Origin of the sequence: Paenibacillus sp. TC-CSREp1 (assembly GCF_050171015.1) — a bacterium.
Classification (GTDB): Bacteria; Bacillota; Bacilli; order Paenibacillales; family Paenibacillaceae; genus Paenibacillus; species Paenibacillus silvae.
This window is the reverse complement of sequence record NZ_JBNOKM010000032.1, coordinates 21,073-42,348: the sequence shown is the minus strand read 5'-3', so window position 1 is coordinate 42,348 and position 21,276 is coordinate 21,073. Positions and strand designations below refer to the sequence as shown.

General features: G+C 47.6%; 23 protein-coding genes. 17 read left to right on the top strand and 6 right to left on the bottom strand.

What is annotated here, in order from left to right; all coding sequences use genetic code 11:
* From ACQSGY_RS29145 to ACQSGY_RS29125, 5 genes are all read left to right on the top strand, one after another.
* Positions 1–342: SufD family Fe-S cluster assembly protein (locus tag ACQSGY_RS29145; protein WP_427182055.1), on the top strand; the 342-nt coding region annotated here is incomplete at its 5' end.
* Between the two features lie 143 nt (positions 343–485).
* Positions 486–1,055 (top strand): Crp/Fnr family transcriptional regulator, encoded by a 570-nt coding sequence (locus tag ACQSGY_RS29140; protein ID WP_427182053.1) that lies wholly within the window; start codon positions 486–488, stop codon positions 1,053–1,055.
* 122 nt (positions 1,056–1,177) lie between these two features.
* Positions 1,178–1,519: a darcynin family protein gene (locus ACQSGY_RS29135; protein WP_427182051.1), complete on the top strand. Its 342-nt coding sequence runs from the start codon at positions 1,178–1,180 to the stop codon at positions 1,517–1,519.
* A gap of 169 nt (positions 1,520–1,688) precedes the next feature.
* Positions 1,689–2,402, top strand: coding sequence for a M23 family metallopeptidase (locus ACQSGY_RS29130; RefSeq protein WP_427182050.1), 714 nt, complete (start codon positions 1,689–1,691; stop codon positions 2,400–2,402).
* A 195-nt stretch (positions 2,403–2,597) separates the two neighbouring features.
* Entirely contained in the window at positions 2,598–2,732 is a 135-nt protein-coding gene (locus tag ACQSGY_RS29125) for a YjcZ family sporulation protein (RefSeq protein ID WP_216520192.1), read from the top strand.
* An 87-nt stretch (positions 2,733–2,819) separates the two neighbouring features.
* On the opposite strand, the gene ACQSGY_RS29120 is transcribed toward ACQSGY_RS29125, so the two are convergent.
* Together ACQSGY_RS29120 and ACQSGY_RS29115 are read right to left on the bottom strand one after the other, a co-directional pair.
* Positions 2,820–3,866, bottom strand: coding sequence for an HD-GYP domain-containing protein (locus ACQSGY_RS29120; protein ID WP_216520194.1), 1,047 nt, complete (start codon positions 3,864–3,866; stop codon positions 2,820–2,822).
* Between the two features lie 126 nt (positions 3,867–3,992).
* On the bottom strand, positions 3,993–4,742 hold the full coding sequence (locus ACQSGY_RS29115; RefSeq protein ID WP_427182049.1) for a molybdenum cofactor biosynthesis protein: 750 nt from the start codon (positions 4,740–4,742) through the stop codon (positions 3,993–3,995).
* 120 nt (positions 4,743–4,862) lie between these two features.
* Here ACQSGY_RS29115 and ACQSGY_RS29110 point away from each other — a divergent pair, with 120 nt between their 5' ends.
* From ACQSGY_RS29110 to ACQSGY_RS29080, 7 genes are all read left to right on the top strand, one after another.
* A complete protein-coding gene (locus ACQSGY_RS29110; protein ID WP_427182048.1) occupies positions 4,863–6,293 on the top strand; it encodes a bifunctional metallophosphatase/5'-nucleotidase in 1,431 nt (476 codons plus the stop codon).
* A gap of 106 nt (positions 6,294–6,399) precedes the next feature.
* Entirely contained in the window at positions 6,400–7,485 is a 1,086-nt protein-coding gene (locus ACQSGY_RS29105; RefSeq protein WP_427182047.1) for an HD-GYP domain-containing protein, read from the top strand.
* Between the two features lie 217 nt (positions 7,486–7,702).
* The gene (yfkAB, locus tag ACQSGY_RS29100; RefSeq protein WP_427182046.1) at positions 7,703–8,839 is read left to right on the top strand and encodes a radical SAM/CxCxxxxC motif protein YfkAB; all 1,137 of its coding nucleotides are present in this window, start codon (positions 7,703–7,705) and stop codon (positions 8,837–8,839) included.
* A 46-nt stretch (positions 8,840–8,885) separates the two neighbouring features.
* Positions 8,886–10,274: a hemolysin family protein gene (locus ACQSGY_RS29095; RefSeq protein ID WP_427182045.1), complete on the top strand. Its 1,389-nt coding sequence runs from the start codon at positions 8,886–8,888 to the stop codon at positions 10,272–10,274.
* A gap of 219 nt (positions 10,275–10,493) precedes the next feature.
* Positions 10,494–10,754 (top strand): spore coat associated protein CotJA, encoded by a 261-nt coding sequence (locus tag ACQSGY_RS29090; RefSeq protein WP_427182044.1) that lies wholly within the window; start codon positions 10,494–10,496, stop codon positions 10,752–10,754.
* A complete protein-coding gene (locus ACQSGY_RS29085; protein ID WP_111271536.1) occupies positions 10,723–11,001 on the top strand; it encodes a spore coat protein CotJB in 279 nt (92 codons plus the stop codon). Before ACQSGY_RS29090 ends, ACQSGY_RS29085 begins: the two co-directional genes overlap by 32 nt.
* Before the next feature lie 24 nt (positions 11,002–11,025).
* Positions 11,026–11,595, top strand: coding sequence for a manganese catalase family protein (locus tag ACQSGY_RS29080; protein ID WP_111271537.1), 570 nt, complete (start codon positions 11,026–11,028; stop codon positions 11,593–11,595).
* Between the two features lie 149 nt (positions 11,596–11,744).
* Here the strand turns inward: ACQSGY_RS29080 and ACQSGY_RS29075 are convergent, their stop codons facing one another.
* From ACQSGY_RS29075 to ACQSGY_RS29060, 4 genes are all read right to left on the bottom strand, one after another.
* On the bottom strand, positions 11,745–12,737 hold the full coding sequence (locus tag ACQSGY_RS29075; protein ID WP_427182042.1) for a 3-oxoacyl-[acyl-carrier-protein] synthase III C-terminal domain-containing protein: 993 nt from the start codon (positions 12,735–12,737) through the stop codon (positions 11,745–11,747).
* Positions 12,738–12,797: 60 nt separating this feature from the next.
* Entirely contained in the window at positions 12,798–13,139 is a 342-nt protein-coding gene (locus tag ACQSGY_RS29070) for a hypothetical protein (RefSeq protein WP_427182041.1), read from the bottom strand.
* 238 nt (positions 13,140–13,377) lie between these two features.
* Entirely contained in the window at positions 13,378–13,746 is a 369-nt protein-coding gene (locus ACQSGY_RS29065) for a carboxymuconolactone decarboxylase family protein (RefSeq protein ID WP_427182039.1), read from the bottom strand.
* 12 nt (positions 13,747–13,758) lie between these two features.
* Positions 13,759–15,396, bottom strand: a complete 1,638-nt coding sequence (locus ACQSGY_RS29060) for a thiamine pyrophosphate-binding protein (protein ID WP_427182037.1) — start codon at positions 15,394–15,396, stop codon at positions 13,759–13,761.
* Between the two features lie 345 nt (positions 15,397–15,741).
* On the opposite strand from ACQSGY_RS29060, the gene ACQSGY_RS29055 reads away from it, so the two are divergent.
* The 5 genes from ACQSGY_RS29055 (at position 15,742) to ACQSGY_RS29035 (ending at position 21,273) form a co-directional block, all read left to right on the top strand.
* Entirely contained in the window at positions 15,742–16,719 is a 978-nt protein-coding gene (locus ACQSGY_RS29055; RefSeq protein ID WP_427182035.1) for a Gfo/Idh/MocA family protein, read from the top strand.
* Positions 16,720–16,737: 18 nt separating this feature from the next.
* The gene (locus ACQSGY_RS29050) at positions 16,738–17,424 is read left to right on the top strand and encodes an HAD family hydrolase (protein ID WP_427182033.1); all 687 of its coding nucleotides are present in this window, start codon (positions 16,738–16,740) and stop codon (positions 17,422–17,424) included.
* A gap of 186 nt (positions 17,425–17,610) precedes the next feature.
* Entirely contained in the window at positions 17,611–18,501 is an 891-nt protein-coding gene (locus ACQSGY_RS29045; protein ID WP_427182032.1) for a carbohydrate ABC transporter permease, read from the top strand.
* Between the two features lie 24 nt (positions 18,502–18,525).
* Positions 18,526–19,410 (top strand): carbohydrate ABC transporter permease, encoded by an 885-nt coding sequence (locus tag ACQSGY_RS29040; protein ID WP_427182056.1) that lies wholly within the window; start codon positions 18,526–18,528, stop codon positions 19,408–19,410.
* Positions 19,411–19,530: 120 nt separating this feature from the next.
* A complete protein-coding gene (locus ACQSGY_RS29035; RefSeq protein WP_427182030.1) occupies positions 19,531–21,273 on the top strand; it encodes a cache domain-containing sensor histidine kinase in 1,743 nt (580 codons plus the stop codon).
* Positions 21,274–21,276 lie beyond the last annotated feature (3 nt).

Here is a 21,276-nt window from a genome sequence, read left to right as displayed (position 1 = left end):
AAAGTAACGTACCGTGGTTTGGCTTCCTTCGGACGCCAGGCAGAGGGCGCGAAATCCAACATCAAATGTGACACACTCATTCTCGACAATGAGTCCACATCGGATACGATTCCTTACAACGAGATCATGAATGACAACATCATGCTGGAGCACGAAGCTACGGTATCGAAGGTTTCCGAAGATCAGCTCTTCTACCTGATGAGCCGTGGTCTGACTGAAGCGGAAGCTACACAGATGATCATCATGGGCTTCATCGAGCCATTTACGAAAGAACTGCCAATGGAATATGCCGTTGAGATGAATCGTCTCATCAAATTCGAGATGGAAGGTTCCATCGGTTAAGTTAATATATGTAAAATATTCATAAGAGAAGACGAACCGTTCCGGTTCGTCTTTTTCTTTGTTTCCCTTTTTAGTACAATACAGTACATATTATATGTGAATGTAAGATGACGTTTAATTTGAGTCAAATGTAGGAGGTGTGTATGCAGTATCATTACAAAGCCCTTCACATGGCAGCCTTGGAGGCCGGAATCTCGGCAGAAGAATGGGAATGGTTTGTGCAAGGAACCTCAGTGAAAGAAATCCCCAGGGGAACGACATTAATTCGTGCAGGCGAGAGAGTGCAGCACGCATATTTTTGCATTCAAGGATGTTTTCGATTGTATTACACGCTGCCTGATGGCAAAGATTTTAATGTTGCCTTTACGCTGGAGCAGGATTATGCCACATCCTATGCGGCAATGGTTTCAGGTGCTGAATCACCGTATACCATTGAAGCGCTGGAGGAGGCTGCTGTCATTGTTATTCCTTACGATGCGCTGCTGCACTTCATGGAAGCCAGTCATCATTGGGAGCGCTTTGTGCGTAAGGCGGTTGAGCGACTGTATATACGCAAGGAGGAACGAGAGCGAGAACTGTTATGTTTATCAGCACTGGAGCGTTATGAAGCATTCCTGCACAAATATCCTGGACTTGAAAACAGAATTCCTCAATATCATATTGCTGCGTATATTGGCATCTCTCCTGTTTCCCTTAGCCGCTTACTCAGGTAAACGAACGTGCCCCTCATGTCATTAACCTATGTTAATGCTAACGGCTACAGTGTGCGTTACACTATGACTAGATAAAGGGGGGATATCCACTCCCGGATCAGATGCACAAGGAGAGATGAGTCATGAGACATATGATGATTGTATTACTTGAATTTTATCCTTCCTGGCTGGCTTTGCCACGGGAACAGCGTAGAATGCATGCTGCTGCTTTAAAGGCTGCAATCGAAAAGTACAGCGGTCAGGTAAGCGTCAGATTTTTCGATGCAGAGGCATTGCCAGGTAAGGACTACACCGATTTTGTCGTATGCGAGACAGAGGATCTCAAAGCCTATCATTATTTATGGGAGGAAATTCGTGATTCAGAACCGTATACAAAGGGATATATGAAAATCAAAGATGTCATCATGGGATTAGAGAATGCATTTCAAGCATATGAACGGGAAGCTTTAGACATGCCTGAGTAAGGCGAACTGATTTGCATCAAAATAATATTATACTGACCTCACAAGCGCTGCACCGTAGATATACAATCGGGCGGCGTTTTTGGTTGAATTAATCCTTCTCCGCAGAGGATATAAGCACAAGCCATTGCATCACACAGCGCATGTAATGATAGAAAAAGGATGTGAAGCTATGAATGCAAACCCTTTCGAAGGGTATCGGATTACTAGTTCCTTCGGTTATCGAATTCATCCTATACATGGGGGACAGACGTTTCATCGAGGTGTAGATCTGGTTACCGAGCCATGGAATGGCCCTGTGTACGCTTTTCTGGACGGAAGCGTACGTTTTGCGTCTGAAGGGCAAACAGGCTCCGGCTTCGGCGGATATGGACTTACTGTAGCTCTGGAAGATCATCGGGGATACCTGCATTGTTATGGTCATCTTTCTCGAATTGCCGTTAAGGTTGGTGAGCGAGTGAGAAAAGGACAACTGGTCGGTTATCAAGGCAGTACGGGCCAGAGCACGGGACCCCATGTGCATTATGAGATTCGTAAAGCCAGTTCGCCTTCCTATGGATATACGTCCAGTGAAAAAGGAGTGGTTGAGCCGGGCGCTTATTTGTTAAAAGAGTATGGCATAGGGGCTCAGGAGGAGGAGGGTCAACCGATGACCAGTGAGGAAAAGCGGATGTTTACACTGATGCAGAAGCAATTGGAGCTTCAGGGAAGCTGGATTCAAGAGCAGAAGCGTTTGTCCAATATGAGTTGTCCTGAATGGGCACAGGAGGCGCTGACTTATTATCGGCCTTATATCAAGGATAATACAGGAAGCTACGACTTCTGGCGAATGCTTGTGATCATGTACCGCAAGGAAACAGGGAAACAGGTGAAGGAAACAGACTAATGTTGCTGAAGCATATTAAACCCTGACGGAAGAAGAAGGAGAATGGAACAATCAACATGAAGCGATGTTAAATGTTACTCCATCCCATCGGCTTCCGGGCTAAAAACCAAAAGCGGAAGATTGCCGTTTCGCCTAGTTCATCCGGAACTCAAGTGTCATATGTTAGGGTATACCTTATAAAGAGGAGGCAATCACATGAGCGAAGTAGGTTATGGCTGTGGAGGCAATAATGTTGGCGGCGTAGGTGGATACAATCCATGTACATCCGTGGGTGCGATCTTGGTACTGTTCATCTTGTTGGTTATCATCACAAAAGCTTTCTGTGTGTAACACAATCCTCAAATAAGATGAAAGACCAAAGGGAAGCTCGATTGAGCTTCCCTTTTCATGATGTTATTTTACATCGGATATCCCGGCTTACTGAACATAAATCTCAACAATTGCAATATCTCTTTCTTTCGCTAAATCAATAAAGGTTTCAGAGGTCTGAACGAGCGGGCGGAAATAATCAGCCGGGTTATTCATGACGATGACACCCGTGTGTCCAGTGGTGAGTAACACTTTTTTGCCAATAAAATTTGGCAGCATATGTTTGATCAATTCTTGTGTTGCCTCGGCATTCAATTGGCCGAAACTAAGGCTATACAATTCGCATAGCACGGAGATAAGTTCTTGCTTGGTTTGATAGACCCGGTTTGTTGTCATCGCGCTGTAGACATCGGCTACAGCCGTTATGCGTGCATAGGGGTGGATTTCATCGCCGCGTAATCCATATGGATATCCACTCCCATCCTCGCGTTCATGGTGCTGCAGGGCAACGAGTGCAATGATCTCGTCCTCTGTGGAGGCTTTAATAATATCGTAACCGTAAAAGGTGTGCTTTTTCATTTCTGCGAATTCTTCAGTTGTTAGTTTGCCTGGTTTATGTAAGATTTCAGCAGGAATCTTCGATTTGCCGATATCATGAAGATATCCAGCCTTGGCTACAGTAAGACATTCTTCAGGGTTATATCCCATCCAGCCGGCAATATAAAAAGCAAGCATACCGACCTGCAAGGAATGGTTATAGGTGTAGTCACTATCGCCATCCAGCATAAGCAGCAGGGAGACGACGTCCTTTTGCTTTTCGAGCTGCCCCGTCAAGGTGCCTACGATTTCATCAACCTGTGATTCATCAACAAAGCCTTGTTCTATAGCTTGCTCAAACAGGGAATGCGTACCTTTGATCGTGTCGTTAAACAGATTGGTTAACAGACGGGTTTGATCGGAAGGCAAGGTTTGTTCATCAGAGTGAAGGTTGGATGCAGGTTCTACATCTGCGAAATCAATTCCATGCTGCAGCAATTTGGATATATCATCTTCACTGAGAACGGAACCTTTCATCAGCATGTGGAGACCTGAAGCGTTGTAGATATCGTTTTTTAGCAGGTCGCCGGGTTTAAGATCTGTAACATGCACTCTCACGTATAAACCACCTTTTTCCTCGACTAATATCGACACATATCAATATAATAACAAGAAAAAAATGGGCTGACAACGACTTGTTTACTATTCATAGGTTTCTGTAAACCGCGTGTAGTCTCATTTTTTCTAGTCCATAGGGTTCCAAGGACCCAATTGATGACCTTTCCATTCAGAGCCATCTTCCCAGACTTCTTTTTTCCAAATGGGGACCGTTTGTTTCAGTTTTTCGATTGCATAACGACTTGCATCATAACAGTCACTACGATGAGGGGAAGACACAGCGATGATGACACTGATCTCTTCCACATCTACTTTACCGATCCGATGACTGATGGCAGTTTGCACACCGGGCCAGCGTTCCGAAATCTCCGCTCCGATGGCGGACATTTGGGAGAGAGCCATCGGTACATACGCTTCATATTCCAGAAAAACAGTGCGCTGATCGCCTGTCATTTCCCGAGTTGTGCCTACAAAAGTCAGAGTAGCCCCATGATTGGCAGTGATCACCAGCTTGGTGGTGGCTTCAACAGACAAGGCAGCATCGGTAATGAGGAACAGGCCGTCTTCAGTGCGATGCTCTTGTGTTTGAGGGGAATCCTGCTTGTCATACTCGGGACTTGAGGAACCATCCCCTCCAGATACAGGGGGAATCAAAGCAAGTTCATCTTCCGCTCTAAGTATAGTATCGGCCGGAGCGTACTTTTGATTTACTGCCAGAAAGGATGAATGAATCTGGGAGGCCGCTTCAGGGTAAGCAGCGCTTAATTGTTCCTTGAGTATGGAGGCTGTAGGTGTATCACCATCGAATTCAAACAATAGCTGTGATGTATTTAAACGTTCTGCAATGCCTGCAAATAGTTGAATGGTCAATTTCATAGATTGAATCACCTCTTTTTGATCTCTAAACCTTATAAATATATCATAACGACGTAGAAAATGTTATTCTTATCTATTAGAAGAATGTACGTTTTAATGAACGGCAGGGGAGGCACTTTAATGCACAGCAGCGAGAAGCAGACATTAACTATTTTACACACCAATGATCTTCACAGTCACTTCGGCTCTATGAGTGCGATTGCTGCTATGATTAGTCAGGAACGTGCACAGGGCGGACACCTGCTTGTGCTTGATATTGGTGATCACATGGATCGAATGGCTGTTGAAACGGAAGGCACACTCGGCATGGCGAATGTCGATGTAATGAATCTGACGGGTTATGATGCGATAACGATCGGAAATAACGAAGGCCTGACCTTCACGGCGGAACAACTAGCGCAAGCCTATAATGCACTTCTCTGTCCCATTGTATGTGGCAATGTAGTGGAGCACGCTACGGGACAACCTCCAGCATGGATGCAGACATCTGCGATTATTGACAAGGGGCCATTCCGAATCGGCCTGCTGGGCGCAACGGCTCCCTTTAATACATTTTACGAGCTGCTTGGATGGCAAGTGCTGGACCCGGTGGAGACGTTAAAGGAGCAGGTTAACAAGCTACGCCGACAAGTGGATGTCATTATCGTGCTTTCACACCTTGGTCTATCGACGGACCAAAAGCTCGCAGAGCAAACGGAAGGTATTGATGTGATTCTTGGCGGACATACCCATCACATTCTGGAAGAACCGCTCGTTATAGGACAGACGGTGCTTGGTGCTGCAGGCAAATTTGGACAATGGCTCGGGAAGGTTGTGCTGGAACGAGGCACTGAAGAAGGAACGCTGCGTCTGGTGAACAGTGGCTGTATCCCTATACAGGAAGAACTGTTGGAAGAGAACGTATCGCTGGCAATTTGGGCGAACGGAAGAGAAGCCGAGCGTGTGCTGGATCAGACAGCCGTTATTACGGACCGGGAGCTGTCGGTAGATTATGAGCGGGAATCCGCTTTTGCCACCTTGCTTGCGCAATCCGTAAGGCAATTTACAGGAGCTGAACTGTCCCTTGTGAATGCGGGTCAGCTGCTTGGAAATCTTCCACAAGGGCATATTACCAAGGGATTGTTACATTCCTTATGTCCATCTCCGATAAATGCTTGTACAATATGCTTGAATGGAAGCCAGATTCGTGAAGCACTTGAGCAGTCGCTGCTGCAGGAATTTGCTAACAAACCTATCGTAGGGTTTGGCTTTCGGGGCAAGATTCTGGGTACGTTATGTATGGACGGAATGGAAGTATGGTATGACCCGAATGCACCTGCGTATCACCGGATTCAATCGATTGTGGTGAACGGAGCTCCTATGGAAGATCGGCGTGAATATGTTGTTGGAACGCTTGACATGTTTACGTTTAATGTGGGATATCCATCCCTGGCTCAAGGAAGCAATATCAAGTACCATCTTCCAGAGTTTATACGAGATTTGGTGGAAAAGGAATTAAAGCGGCCGGGGGCGCTGGAGGAGAGCCTGCGGTCTCGCTGGTTTCAAAGCTAGAACAACAAGACTGCCTTCTGCTGAAGCGCGGCAGTGTTCATTACATCTACGGAGCGGGAGAGGATAGGCTGTGCGTTTAGTACATATAAACTTATTGCAGCCTGGCATGAAGCTGGGAAAACGAATTTTTAGTGAGGAAGGTCTGGTCTTGCTCAGTGAGGATGTAGAACTGACGAGTCGGTTGATCGGGCGATTGAAGGATCTCGGGATTGGATATGTGTATATTCAGGATGCAGCAACAGAGGATATTGTTGTACCCGACATGCTTCAGGAAGAAACGAAGCGAAGAGCGCTTGTGGAGATCAAGCAGCAGTTTCAACATATGTCCGGCTTCAGAAGCAAAAGTCAGATTCCTCATTTTGGCAAAGCGCTTAGTGGTGTAATGAATAATATATTGGAGGACATTGGAAGTCAAAAAGAAGCGATGATCATGTTAATGGACATGAACTCCAGTGACTTCGACCTGTATAACCACTCGCTGAATGTATGTGTCTATACCCTTGTTCTGGGCGTAGCCTCAGGCTACTCGCGCCAGCAGCTCATGGAGATTGGCCTGGGCGCCCTGCTGCATGATATCGGAAAAACACAGATTGCCTCTGAAATTTTACATAAACCCTCACGTCTCAGTGACGAGGAATTTAAAATTATTCAGCAGCACACCACATACGGACATCGCATCCTTAAAGATGAACCCGGAATTCCGCTGCTGGCTGCACACTGCGCTTTGCAGCACCATGAACGCATTGATGGCAGCGGCTATCCTTCAGGTTTGAAAGGCAATGAAATCCATGAATACGCCAAGTGGATTGCTCTTGCCGATTCTTACGATGCGATGACGACCAATCGGGTGTATCGTAAAGCTTTGCTTCCTCATCAAGCTGTGGAAGTGTTATACACCGGCTCAGGTACGCTTTACGAGCAGCGGATGCTTGAAAAATTCAGAGATTGTGTCGCGATTTATCCCGTAGGTCTGTCTGTAACGCTGAGTACGGGAGAAGTTGGCGTGGTGGCGGCCATTCAACCGCGTGTTCCGCAGCGACCGCTTGTTCGTGTGCTTAAAGATGCAAGAGGTGAAATGCTTGCTTCACCGTACGAAATCAATCTTGCTACAGAGCTTTCGGTGATGATCACAGGGGTGGAAGGCGTGGACTCTACTGCTGCAATTGCAATGGGCGAACCGCTGAATAACTGATTAAGCAGGATATGGACAAACGCTTAAGTGTATATCGGGAGCTTAAAGCTAATTTCCCGAAGCTGCACGAGCGTTTTTTGTCATCTAATGGACAGGGTTTGGCTGTGCAGTATAATTCATAATTGTGCTATGATAAAAGATAACTCCTAAAAGAGTAATCTCGAATATGATGTAAAATGAACATTTTAGGTTAATAAAAGGAATAAGGTGAAGAACTATGACCATGCTAAACTCAGGATCGGTACAACCGATGCCTTTATCACCCACGAATGATCCGTGGGACCCGATCGGCTCTCTGCGCAAATATGGACGGCATGTGCTGACCAGTGTAGAAATGACGGTGACACATCTGTGCAATATGCGGTGTGAACACTGTGCCGTAGGGGATATGCTTACGATGCAGGAGGCACCGGCTCTCCCGCTTCCATTGGTGCTGAAACGCCTGGATGAGGTGGAGCACCTGCAGACCATCAGTTTGACAGGGGGCGAGCCCAGCTTCAGCCAGAAAACGGTGGATGAGATGATTATTCCACTGCTTAAATATGCCAAGGAACGCGGAATCCGTTCCCAGATCAATTCGAATCTGACACTTGATATCAGTCGATATGAAAAGCTGCTCCCATATCTCGACGTCATGCATATCTCTTTCAACTATTTGAATGCCGATGATTTTCATCAGGTCGGGTTTGCGAACAGCGGCAGACCGGTGAAGCGTGAAGTGGCGGTGAAGATGTATGAAAAGATGATCGAGAACTCACGTAAGCTGAGCGAAGCCGGCATGTTTATTTCTGCCGAGTCCATGATCAACTATCGTACACATGACAAGCTCGAAGGCATTCACCAGCTGATTCGGGAGATGGGCTGTGTACGGCATGAGGTTCATCCAATGTACAATTCCAATTTTGCCTCGTCGCTGCCTGTGTTGTCACTGGATCATATGAGAGCAGCCATTCATCGTTTGCTGGATGTACGTGATAAAGACATGTGGATGCTGTTCGGAACACTGCCATTCTTTGCATGCAGTGCGGCTGAACAGGATCGTGAACTGATTCAGCGGTTGTACAGCGAGCCTAATGTGACGGTTCGCAATGATCCCGACGGACGTAACCGTGTTAATGTCAACATGTTTACCGGTAACGTGTACGTTACGGATTTTGCTGATATTCCGGCTTTCGGCAACATTCATGACCGTAAACTGGATGATGTGTTCCATGAATGGTCTGCGGAGCATCCGCTGAACCAGACGGTGAACTGTCATTGTGATGCAGCTTCCTGCTGTGGTCCGAATTTGCTGGTCGCTGACATGTATTACAAAGGTGTTGATTTTAAATCAAGAAAAGCAATTACACGTTGATATTCCAGGTTCATTCCTGAAATAGATAGAAAAGGGGAGTTTCAACTTGGAAGTGCATACCGAGTTTCATTTTGGACAGCTGGCATTTAATTTGATCTGTGTCTTTTTGCTCGTCTTTTTGAATGGCGTATTTGTCGCTGCGGAGTTCTCTCTGGTCAAAGTAAGACAGACACGCCTGACGCAATTACAGAGTGAGGGGAATCGTCTGGCCGGGTATGCATTGAAGGTGAATAGTAGACTCGACGCTTATTTATCAGCAACGCAGTTCGGGATTACACTGACGTCTCTCGGGCTAGGGTGGCTGGGGGAGCCCGCCATCTCCAAACTGCTAGTGGAGCCGCTTATGTTCAAGCTGGGTGTTACGGATACGGGGCTGATCGCAACAGTATCGGTCATCATCGGATTCTGTATCATTACGTTTCTGCATATTGTGCTTGGTGAGCTGGCACCCAAATCTCTGGCGATTCAGAAAACAGACGGGATTGCGCTGCTCTTGTCAGCGCCACTGCTGTTATTTTATAAAATCTTCTTTCCGTTCATCTGGGTGCTTAACGCCTCAGCGAATGCTTTATTACGTCTGGCTGGTATCGAACCAGCTAGTGAAAGTGAAGCCCATTCCGAGGATGAGCTGCGTATCCTGATGAAACAGAGTGCCAAGAGCGGTGTCATTGACAAGGATGAGATCAAGCTGATGGACAATATATTTGATTTCTCCGACATGCTGGCTCGGGAGGTCATGCTGCCGCGTACGGACATGGACTGTTTATATACCCATCTCCCTCTTGAGGAAAATCTGAAGATCATCAATGCCACCAAGCATTCTCGTTACCCGGTGGCTGTCGAGGATAAGGATGAGATTATCGGTTTCATCCATATTACCGATCTGCTGCTGGCTGAACCGGAGCAGCAGCAGGATCTCGCTGCACTGGTGCGCCCGATTCTGAACGTACCCGAGTCGATGGAGATTAGTCATGTGCTGCGTCTGATGCAGAAGAAGCACTCCCAGATGACCCTCGTCGTGGATGAGTACGGAGGGACTGCTGGGCTGCTGACAGCGGAAGAGATTCTGGAAGAAATCGTTGGTGATCTGTATGATGAGTTTGAAGATGAGCGACCGCATATGGAACGAATCGGTGAAGCTTTTTCAATAGACGGACGTTCGCTGATTGAGGATGTTCATAAATGGACTGGAGCAGTGATCGAGGACGAAGACGTTGATACGATTGGCGGCTGGTTGTTCAAAGAGCTGGAGGGCAGTCCGGCTAAAGGCAAAACCAGGGAACAGAACGGATATGTTTTCGAGGTGGAAGAATCCACGCGGCTGCGCATCAATCGGGTGAAGGTGTACAAGCAGATGAAAGACCCGGATACAAGCGCAGAAGCGAAAAACGGTGATCCATTGCCAGTTCAAGAGGAAGACCATAACAACAAGTAAAGCAAGGCCTTTGAAAGCAGTGTGCAGACACAGCGATCAAAGGTCTTTTTTTGTGCTCATTTCATAAAAAGAGGATTATCCTCTGCTAGCCTGACATATGGTTATAAGGACGGGGAAGGCTGGGGCCGTAAGCATAGTTGTTTAAATTAATTTTTGCATTTTGTTGGAAGGTAAGTCAGTGAAATGCAAGTCAGTGGAGTTCAAAAGGAGGCTGTTGGAATGAAGGATCCGCAGGTTCGGGCATATGTGCCTTTTATAGGTCCATTTGATCCGTGTAAGCCCATAGGCATTCGTACGTACCTGGTTCCACCGCAGTTGTTTATCCCCTTTCAGCCGATGGGCTGGCCACAATACAGTCCGGCTGAGGCGTTGAGAGTAGGCACGCTGTGGCCCGCATTATTTAGTCCGTATACATCGGAGAAAACGAAGGAAAGGGCGGTGGAGAGCGATGCAGAAGGAGCAGCAGCCGAAGGCTTGTGACGCCAGATATTATGAACTGCTGGAGGAGCTGCAGGCGCTGGATTTTGTGCTGGTCGAGCTGAATCTGTATCTGAACACACATCCGGGAGATTTTCAAAGCATTGAGCAGTATAACAAATTCAGTCAGGAGCGCATGCGCGTGGCACATGAGTTTCAACAGCTATATGGTCCGTTGACCAACTTTGGTCATGCATTTTCCAAATATCCGTGGGAGTGGTCACAGACACCTTGGCCTTGGCAAGTCTAAAAATCGAAGGAGGCGTCCTGTACAATGTGGGTTTATGAAAAAAAATTGCAATATCCGGTGCGGGTAAGCAAATGTGATCCTCATATGGCAAAGCTGCTGATGGAGCAATATGGCGGTGCGGATGGAGAACTCGCGGCAGCTCTGAGATACCTGAATCAACGTTATACCATTCCTGACAAAGTAATCGGTGTGCTGAACGACATCGGTACAGAAGAATTTGCGCACCTTGAGATGATTGCAACGATGATCTACAAACTCACCAAGGATGCCACCATAGAACAGCTGGAGCAGGCCGGGCTGGATGCCCATTATGCAGCACATGACAGAGCACTCTTTTACAACAATGCTGCTGGTGTTCCCTTCACGGCCACCTATATTCAGGCCAAGGGCGATCCGATCGCGGACCTGTACGAGGATATCGCAGCCGAAGAGAAGGCCCGGGCTACATATCAATGGTTGATTGATTTGACGGATGACGTGGATTTGCAGGACAGTCTGAAATTTTTGCGGGAACGGGAGATTGTGCACTCGCTGCGCTTCCGGGAAGCCGTTGAAATTCTCAAGGATGACCGGGAGACGAAGAAAATTTTCTAGGGCGTGTTTGAAAAAGCAAAAGGCAGCAGAGATTATCGGCAGTCCGTGAGGGCTGTCTTTTTTGTACGGGGAAATGAAAAAGGACGAATCAGAGGGAGGTGCCCCTTAAATTCGCCCTGCGTGTTATACAATGATGATGCATAAATGCATTAATATTCAACAACCATGGCAACATTTTGCCACCCGGCGCCAACGGTCCAGAACAACACTTTGTCACCGCGCTGTACCTTACCCGAGGTAATGGCTCGATGCAGTGCTATAAACGGACTGCTGGTGGAGGTATAACCGAACTCGTCTCCAACATATACGGCGATATCATCTGCGATGCCGATATTGTTGGATACCGCACGAATATTCGCTATGGACAGCTGGGAGAAACAAGCGGCTTTGATCTCGTCCGGCCTGATCTCGTTCCGCTGCAGCAAGGTCCGAATCGATTCCGAGGCGGCGTCAACACAGATCGAATCGTCAAACGGTATGAATTTGACATGAAAGGCTCCTGCATCCACTCCGGTGCTCCCCAGCTTGGCGAGTCCTTGGGCGGGGAATAAAGAATTTTGATACACACAGGTATCCGTCTGATAGATCGAATCGATAAAACCAACAGCGTGCTCATCCCGTTCGACAATTACGGCCGCGGCTGCATCTCCGAAATTGGCGAAATATACCGGATCATCCGGACTGGCGTGAGGAGCAATATAATCCGAGCCGATAATCAAGGCACGTTTGATTCGCGGATTGCCGAGCATTTGACGACTGACCTGTTCAAAGGCTGCCGTCATGCCTGCACAGTTGGCATTGCTGTCGATACAGATGGTGTGGGCTGCTCCGCTGATCAGATGATGAATCATTAAGGAATTCGTAGGGAAAATATACTCCGGTGTTTGGCTTGCGTAAGCAATCAAGTCAATATCCTGGCCGGTGAAGCCGGTTTTGGCGAGAAGTTGTCGCGCTGCCTCAAGGGCCATAGTCAATGAATTTTCGTCATCACGATCAATCTTGTAACGCGAATCACGTCCGAGTGCTTTTAACAAACCGCGTATATCCACCCCTCTTGCATCAAAATGTTCAATGTAATAGTCATTGTGCACCTTGGTTTCAGGGTGATATATGTCGATATCTACAATACGAATTCCAGCCATCGTCATCCTCCTCGTAAGTGGAAAGGCAGAGTTGTAACTAACGCCAGGTGATGCAGATCGTTACGCTGAAATAATCTCCAGATTGTCGAGCCCTACAGTCCGGCCCAGTCGGGCAAGCTGCATTTTCAGAATGGCATTGTTCTCCAGAGTTAACACGACTTTTTGATATTCATCCTTTTTGAACATGGTCAGGCAACCCTCAAGAAGAGGCACAATCTCAGGAGCAGTGACATTAAGCTTTTTGCAGTCGATGTCCAGGCTGTACTCTTTGGTGTTGATGGAAGCGATGGTATCCTGATACGCCGAGATGGAACGCAGACCATCCTCTTGAGAGAAGGAACCTTCCAGCTCAATGTGCAGCACTTTCTTTGAAGCATCCGTCTTTAGATTGAAATTTCCCATTGCGCATAATCTCTCCTTTGTCATATGAATGAAAGCTATCCTCTATGGAATGAAACAGTCCAATAGACCCTAAGACAAATGGTACGGGTTGTTATAGGTCGGAAGGATAATTTACCCATATTATAAAGGTATTATTGTAAAAAGATCAATAAAAAGGTCGAATGTTGTATATATATGTAGAACGATGAATTACTGGATTTCCCTTAACGTAATTAACCGGGTTTCCTTTAACGGAAATTTACTGAGTTTCTTCAATAGTGGCAAGGAGTACATTAAATGCGCTGATAATTCGCGGAGCACCTACACAGGGCGCGAGATGAAGCAGGATGCCCTTCAGTTCCTCCACGGTGATGCCCACACTTAGTGCCATGGCATAATGAACCCCGAGCTGCTCATACTGCCCCTGTGTAATTAACGAGGCGATAATGGCAACTTCCTTCCATTGCTCTGTAATGGTTGTACGCTGAAAAATATCACCATACGCCGTTCCCATAATAAACTCGGACAGCTCTGGAAAATGCTCTTTGATCGGTGCAAGTGCCTTCGCACCATACTGGCCGGAAAGCTTGGCAAAGCGGTCTAAACCCTGTGTTACCTGATCACTCATGTCTCATACCCCCTAATTCAAATGGACTACCCGGTGAGCTGTTGGTGGAATCTCATCCCGATCGGTCAGCAGCTCGATGACAGCGACTTGTTTGAGCTTCAACGCGGCCTCCAGTGCGGTAGAGAACTGCGGTAGCGTTTCTGCCCGGTAGGCTGTGGCTCCCAAAGATTCCGCAAATTGAACAGCATCCATCGGGACTTCATACAATGTGCCATCAATGCGGCCCGTCGTTTTTTCCATGCCTTTCAGTGCCATATCCAGCTGTTTGTTGTTTACAACGATAAAAATGACAGGCAGGTTTTTGCAGACAGCAGTATTGATTTCCGTGCCCAGCATCATGAAACAGCCGTCCCCGGTAATACACACTACCGTCTCTTCAGGTGCTGCGGCCTTGGCACCGATCGCCATGCCAATGGCATTGCCCATGCAGGCGAAGTAGGCATCAAATATGAAACTGCCCGGTTTCTTCACTTTATATCGCTGTACGGCATGGAAGCCATGACTTCCATCATCTACGATCAGCTTGTGATCATAAGGAAGCATGTCACTCATTCGATCCAGCACAGCCGCGAGAGACAGATGTGGCAGCTCGGGTAATCGGGACTGATATGGTACAGGCTGGCTGAAACCTTCGGAGGCAGCAGCAGGCTTGGGAGGCAAGGTGCTCAGCAGATACTGTAAGTTGTCTTTGATGTCGCCTGTTATATGTAAGGTCTTGGATTGAAGGATTTTACCTACGAAAGTTGGATCGGTGTCTATCTGGATCAGCTGTGCCGGATGATTGTGCGACTTGAGATTACAGAGCGTCATATCACTTAGTCTGGAGCCGAGCACAAGGTACAGATCACTTTGATTCAACAGCTCGTCCCCATGCGGGAAACCGCCTACGCCGCAGGGGCCGTGATACAAGGCATGATCCCATGTGATGGCTCCTTTGCCGCCGGGCGTTGTAATTACAGGAAGGTTTAACGTTTCAGCGAGCTGCCGCAGTTCCTCATGAGCCCCGGCGCGAGTTACCCCTTTGCCTGCAATAATTAAAGGATGCTGTGCTTGCTCGATTAGCGGCAGGATTCGATTCAGATTCGAGATGCTGAGTAATGGCTCTGGTTCGGGAATAGCGATGTGGCAGGCGGGAAGCTGCTCAGTTTGTACGTCAAAAGGAAGACAGAGATGTACAGGGCCTTTGTTCGGGCCAAGTGCAATAGATATGGCATGGCTCAGAATGGTTCCAAAGTGATCTCCACGCTCGATGAGTTTGCTAAACAGTGTAGCGGGTCTGAACATTTCGGCCAGATCGGCCAGATAAGAAGAGGAGTCCTGACACTGAGGGATACCCAGCTCCTGAATGGATTGATGACCTGTAAGGAACAGAACAGGCAGATTGTTGGCTTTGGCATGTGCCGCTGCCGTAAGCAGATTGGTTCCTCCGGGGCCTGATGTAGCGAAGGCTACACCGAGACGTCCTGTCTGCAACGCGTACCCCGAGGCGGCAAAGCCTGAACTGGCCTCGTGGCGGCCGGGGATGAATTCCAGACCGTGATCGACCATTTTCAGAAGAGCGGGACAGATTGATTTTCCGATAATACCAAATACATGAGTGACGCCCAGATTGCGCAGTGCTTCTGCCAAGTAATCCGCAACAGTTCTCACGCGTGAACACCTCGTTTCAAGTAGTAGGTTTTTAGAACCAGGCGGCTTATCCGATTGTACATGTTGGTATTTGTCTAAGGGTGTAAAAGGAATAATTCCTTGATATTAGAAATCGTATCTTTTTTTGTGTTTTCTTGTCAACACTTTCGTGAATCTAATTTCCTGATTCTAAAGTTGTGAACGCTTCAAATTTAATGAATACGATTACACAAATGTGATATATGCTCTATAACTAATTACCTATATGCATTAACGTAATGACGCAATGGTGCGATAATGTAATGATTGAACAGCGTATCTGACACAGGATTTCTGCTATACTGAAAGTGAACTGGAGGTAATATGATGAATGCATTGAAAATGGCTGTAATCGGCCTGGGGAAAATGGGCTTACATATGATTGATCAAGCAAAGAATACACAGATGGAACGGCCCGTGGAAATTGTCGCGGTGTGTGATGCCAATGAGGAAGGTCTGAAAGCTTTTGCTGCAGCCCATCCATCTGTGAAAACATATCTTGACTACCAGCAGCTGCTGGACGAGCAGCAGATTGATCTGGTGTACATTGCTGTGCCGCCGAGATATCATTATCCGGTCGTCATGGAAGTGCTGAAGCACAATATTCATGTGTTCTGTGAGAAACCGCTGGCAAACAGTCTTGAGGAAGCAGGACGGATGCTGGAAGCTGCGGAGCAAGCGGCAGAGCGGGCTGGAGTAGTTAATGCCGTTCATTTCTCTATGCCGCATGAACCTGCGGTGCTCAAGCTGCAGGACATGATTAGACAGCATGCTGCAGGCAGCATACGCAGAATAGATCTGATCCTGCAATTTCCGCAATGGCCGCGCTCCTGGCAACAGAACGACTGGATTACAAGCCGTGAGCAGGGAGGTTTCATCCTGGAAGTGGGCATTCACTGGATTCATATGATGCAGCAGGTGTTTGGGCCGCTTCATGTGCTGGATGCTCAAGTGACTTATCCTGCAAATCAGCCGAATGCGTGTGAGCAGGAAGTTCAGGCTGTGCTTGCACTGTCTGATGGAACGCGTATTCATGTACAGGGCATTTCTCACTTTGCCGGCGAGGAACGGGTATCTATGGTTGTATACGGAACGGAAGGCACGATCGCGCTGGAAAATTGGGATGAGCTGATGAGCGGACCTATCGGACAGCCGCTGTCTGCGGTGGAAGTGCTGGAATCCTCCAGCGAGCTGCCTGTTCTGAAACATGTGATCAACCGTATACAGGGCAAACCTGGAAAAATATACACATTCCAGGATGGATATGAGGCACAAAAGGTGCTGGAGGCATTGCGGAAGAATTAATCGAAAGGAATGATGGATATGACGAAAAAAACGGTACTGCGCAAACCGGAAGCGATGATTTTTGATATGGATGGCACGTTGTTTCAGACAGAGACCTTGCTTTTGCCTGCCTACCATCAGTTATTTGATACGCTGCGTGCAGAAGGACATTTTGAAGGCGAAACGCCGCCGGAAGAGCGGATGCTGGGCAGTCTGGGCATGCTTTTGGAGGATATCTGGAAGGTGGTTATGCCTGAGGCATCGGAAGCGGCTCATCGCCGGGCAGATGAGTTACTGCTGCAGCTGGAGATTGAAGGACTGGACGGTGGCAGCTCCAAGCTGTATCCCGGCGTGAAAGAAACACTTGAAGCGCTGAAGGCACAAGGCGTTCGTTTGTTTGTTGCCAGCAACGGTCTGGAGGATTATGTCAAGGGGGTGGCGTTCGCCCACGAGATTATGCCTTTGTTTGAAGGGGTATACAGTGCGGGACAGTATAAAACACCTTCCAAAATCAATCTCGTTCAGATTCTGCTGCAGAAACACCGGATTCAGGATGCTTGGATGGTGGGGGATCGTTCCTCGGACGTCGAAGCGGGTAAAATGAATCATCAAACCGTCATCGGCTGTGCATATGCCGGATTCGGAAGAGACGAAGAACTGGCTGGATCAGATGCACTGATCTCCGATTTTGCAGAGCTGCTGCGACTTTACGAAGAAGCGGAGTAAGCTGTTAGACGAATTCATCATACGATTCCACAAACCTGCATTACAGGCGTGATTGACGCCTGTGCAGGTTTTTTTGTTCTGATCACGCAGTCACATCCTCCCCTGTAGAAAGTTGATTTCCCTATCCCGCATCGGTTATAAATCCCTCTATACTTTCATTCAAAAGCTATAGGGGGCCTGAAACTGATGAAACCATCCAAACTGAACGCCTACATCTTCATACTGCCAAGCCTTTTCCTCACATTGGTATTCGGAATCTATCCGTTGTTATGGGCTCTGCGTTATATGTTCTATGACTATCAGGGCATCGGCAAACCCGTATTTATCGGACTGGATAACTTCGGGCGGATTATACGGGACGGACAGTTCTGGGAGTCTGTCAAAAATACAGGGGTTTACGCGCTCGGGAAACTGGTCGTTACGATCCCGCTTTCACTCATTCTCGCTATTATTCTGAATCGCAAGTGGCGTGGCCGTTCGTTATTCAGAGCGGTATTTTATCTTCCGACCATCTTCAGTGCTTCGGTTATGGCTATCGTGTTTTTTATAATTTTCAATTCATATAACGGTATTCTGAATCAGCTGCTGCTCAAATATCACATCATTGGCGAGCCGATCAGCTGGCTGGGGGCGGATCATGCGATGCTGACGACCATCATCATTGCCATCTGGGGCGCTGTCGGCAACTACATGTTATTGTTCATCGCAGGCTTGCAGAGCATTCCGGAGGAACTGTATGAGGCGGCTTCACTGGACGGGGCGAGTGAGTTTCAGAAGCTCCGCAATGTAACCATTCCGCTGCTGGGGCCAGTTCTGCAGATGATCATTATGCTTGCCATCACAACCGCGCTTAAAGGTTACGAGAGCATTATGGTATTAACCGAGGGTGGACCGTATGGAAAAACAGAAGTTATGTATCTGTACCTGTTCAAATTGCTGTTCCCGGTATCAGCAGATACGCAATCCCTTCAACAGCTCGGATACGGAAGTGCAGTCGGCTTTACGACGGCTCTCATTGTAGGTGCGGTTACGCTTATTTACTTCCGGATTTCCAAAAAGCTTAATGATGTCTACTAAATGAATGAACAGGAGGAAACGATGATGACTCAAACCGTGCTTGCACCTTCAAGTTCAACTGCTACAGGCTCATTCAGGTGGGCGCGCTGGACCAAGCGAACAGTGCTCTTTATATTTCTGATCATCATTGCACTATTATCGTTGTTCCCGATTATTCTCGTACTGTTAGGTTCATTCAAATCCAATCAGGAGCTGACAGGCGGAGCAACCATCTGGCCGAAAATATGGCAGTTTACGAACTATGCCCAGGCTTGGAAAACTGCGAATTTTTCCGGTTTTACCGTCAACAGCGTTTTTGTAAGCATTGCGACAACTGTGGGCACTTTACTCGTATCTTCTATGGCAGCTTATGCTGTGGACCGGGTTAACTTCAAAGGAAAAAAAGCCTATACGCTGCTCATGGCATCCACCTTGTTCATCTCCATTGGAGCCGTGGTGCTCCGTCCGCAATTTGATCTGATGGTCAAACTCGGATTAAACAATTCGTTATGGGGCGTCATCATTATACTGATCAGTGCTCATGCAGCAACCTATTTTATTCTGGTCGGTTTCTTCAAAAGCATCCCCCACGAGCTGGATGAGGCGGCCATGATCGACGGCTGTAATTTCTTCACTACGTACTGGCGCATTATTTTGCCGCTGCTGCGTCCGGGTTTGGCGGTTGCCGGTTTGGGTGTGTTCCAGAACTCGTGGAACGAGTATATCCTTCCTTTTGTATTTACGATGAGCAATCCCAAGCTGCAAACACTGCCTGTTGGTCTCGCGAATCTGCGCTACGGGATCGGAGCAGCGGCAGAGGTACAGTTGATGATGGCCGGGGCCTGCCTGTCAATTTTGCCATTGTTGATCGTGTATATTTTTGCCAATAAATCGTTTATGCAAGTTACGCTTGGGGCTGTCAAAGGCTAGATGGTCAAACAGAACAATGGAGATTCAGGGGACGGTATTCCGAGCAGATTCCGCTGTGCTATACTCTTGTTAAATTACAGCGGACAAGGCCAGCCCTCGTTCAAGGAGTGACCGTCTATCATGTCTTACTTCTACCAGATGTCCTTGAAAAAACGGATACAGCTTATATATATTTTTCTCGTTGTTTTATGTATCAGTGTAACGGGCATTTGTTCTTATCTCTTTGCTGCCCGAAGTATAGAGCGGAATGCCCTGCAGCTGAAACAGAGCATCCTGAACAAGTCTGTACAGGTCATGGACGAGCATCTGCGCCACATCGTCGTATCGTCTTATTCGTTTATGCTGAGTGATACGTTCGCACAGGTGATGCAGGATGTTCGCAATCATAATGAAACCCGTTATTATCAGAATCTCTCCCTGCTTCAGACGACCTTTGCCCAGCTGAAGCTGGTGGAGCCGCTGATTGATACGGCGTATCTGAAGACACCGATCGGCAACTTTTTCTCAACAAAGGATTTTCCGAACCAGAGCACTGCTTTTGAGCAGGAATACGGAGAATATGTGAAGCAGCCAGGCTGGAATACGATGTGGTTCGGGTCACACCCGAGTCAGCTTTTCCAATCCAGGGGGAACGTGCTGTCCCTGCTGCTCAAGCCGATCGTGGTGGATAATCATACATTTTCGGAAGTATACATGGTTGTGAACATGAGAGAAGCCGCGATGCGGGATATTCTGAATCAGGATTTGATGAACAGTCAGGTACAACTGTTTTTGCTGCATAAAAATGGAGGCGAGATCATTCGTCCCGGCTCGGGGACATTTGATCTGGTAACGGAGCCAGGTTTCGCACAACGCTTGAATTCCGGCTCGGGCGACTTCACCTATACGAACGGACAGGGAGAAGACATGCTGGTGAACTATTCATCTCTTTCCATGAATGAGGAATGGGTGATGGTGAGCGCTCAGTCCAAGGCCGATTTGTTGTCACCGCTCAAGAAAATCCGGTGGCTCGTTATCCTTATTATGCTGTTCTGCATACTGCTCGCACTCGGGTTATCCGACCTGTTATCCTCCGCACTCTTGAAACCGCTCAACAAACTGCGCCGCCTCATGGTTGAAGTAGAATACAATGATCTGGATGTAAGATTCCGCAGCAAATATGATGATGAGGTCAGTGCGGTGGGACACCGGTTTAACCGGATGCTGGACCAGATCCAGATTTTGTTTGAAGAGGTGCGAGCCACAGAGCAGGACAAGCGGCGACTGGAAGTGAAGGCGCTGCAGGCTCAGGTTGACCCCCATTTTCTGTACAATACCTTGAATACGATGTTCTGGAAAAGCGAGAGCGGAGAGAAACAAGATGTGAGCGCAATGATCGTGTCACTCTCCCTGCTCTTCAGGCTTGGCCTGAATGACGGAAAGGATATCACGACCGTTGAGCAGGAGATCAAACATGTCGAGCAGTACATGCAGCTGCAGCAGAAATGCTACGAGGACTTGTTTGAATATCGAATCGAGGTGCACGAGTCCTGCAGAAGCATTGAAATTTTGAAAATTTTGCTCCAGCCTCTCGTAGAAAATGCGATACTGCATGGCTTTAATGACAAAGAAGATGTGGGATTCATTCTGATCCGAATTGAACGTCATGAGCACACCCTGCGCCTGGAGGTCGCTGACAATGGATGCGGCATGGACGTGGCCAAAATTCATGCTGAAGAGCTGCCAGCAGGAGAGCGAAAAGGGTACGCCATATCGAATCTCGTTGACCGATTAAACTTGCAATACGGCGAACAGGCTTCGCTTGGTTTTCATAGTGAAATCAATGTGGGAACCACGGTGGTTATCACCATTCCGATCAGCTAGGAG

Coding starts and splice junctions, on each gene's coding strand:
- ACQSGY_RS29140 (WP_427182053.1), top strand. CDS start 486: ATGCAGTATCATTACAAAGCCCTTCACATGGCAGCCTTGGAGGCCGGA.
- ACQSGY_RS29135 (WP_427182051.1), top strand. CDS start 1,178: ATGAGACATATGATGATTGTATTACTTGAATTTTATCCTTCCTGGCTG.
- ACQSGY_RS29130 (WP_427182050.1), top strand. CDS start 1,689: ATGAATGCAAACCCTTTCGAAGGGTATCGGATTACTAGTTCCTTCGGT.
- ACQSGY_RS29125 (WP_216520192.1), top strand. CDS start 2,598: ATGAGCGAAGTAGGTTATGGCTGTGGAGGCAATAATGTTGGCGGCGTA.
- ACQSGY_RS29115 (WP_427182049.1), bottom strand. CDS start 4,742: ATGAAATTGACCATTCAACTATTTGCAGGCATTGCAGAACGTTTAAAT.
- ACQSGY_RS29110 (WP_427182048.1), top strand. CDS start 4,863: ATGCACAGCAGCGAGAAGCAGACATTAACTATTTTACACACCAATGAT.
- ACQSGY_RS29105 (WP_427182047.1), top strand. CDS start 6,400: ATGAAGCTGGGAAAACGAATTTTTAGTGAGGAAGGTCTGGTCTTGCTC.
- yfkAB (WP_427182046.1), top strand. CDS start 7,703: ATGACCATGCTAAACTCAGGATCGGTACAACCGATGCCTTTATCACCC.
- ACQSGY_RS29090 (WP_427182044.1), top strand. CDS start 10,494: ATGAAGGATCCGCAGGTTCGGGCATATGTGCCTTTTATAGGTCCATTT.
- ACQSGY_RS29085 (WP_111271536.1), top strand. CDS start 10,723: ATGCAGAAGGAGCAGCAGCCGAAGGCTTGTGACGCCAGATATTATGAA.
- ACQSGY_RS29080 (WP_111271537.1), top strand. CDS start 11,026: ATGTGGGTTTATGAAAAAAAATTGCAATATCCGGTGCGGGTAAGCAAA.
- ACQSGY_RS29075 (WP_427182042.1), bottom strand. CDS start 12,737: ATGGCTGGAATTCGTATTGTAGATATCGACATATATCACCCTGAAACC.
- ACQSGY_RS29070 (WP_427182041.1), bottom strand. CDS start 13,139: ATGGGAAATTTCAATCTAAAGACGGATGCTTCAAAGAAAGTGCTGCAC.
- ACQSGY_RS29065 (WP_427182039.1), bottom strand. CDS start 13,746: ATGAGTGATCAGGTAACACAGGGTTTAGACCGCTTTGCCAAGCTTTCC.
- ACQSGY_RS29055 (WP_427182035.1), top strand. CDS start 15,742: ATGAATGCATTGAAAATGGCTGTAATCGGCCTGGGGAAAATGGGCTTA.
- ACQSGY_RS29050 (WP_427182033.1), top strand. CDS start 16,738: ATGACGAAAAAAACGGTACTGCGCAAACCGGAAGCGATGATTTTTGAT.
- ACQSGY_RS29045 (WP_427182032.1), top strand. CDS start 17,611: ATGAAACCATCCAAACTGAACGCCTACATCTTCATACTGCCAAGCCTT.
- ACQSGY_RS29040 (WP_427182056.1), top strand. CDS start 18,526: ATGACTCAAACCGTGCTTGCACCTTCAAGTTCAACTGCTACAGGCTCA.
- ACQSGY_RS29035 (WP_427182030.1), top strand. CDS start 19,531: ATGTCTTACTTCTACCAGATGTCCTTGAAAAAACGGATACAGCTTATA.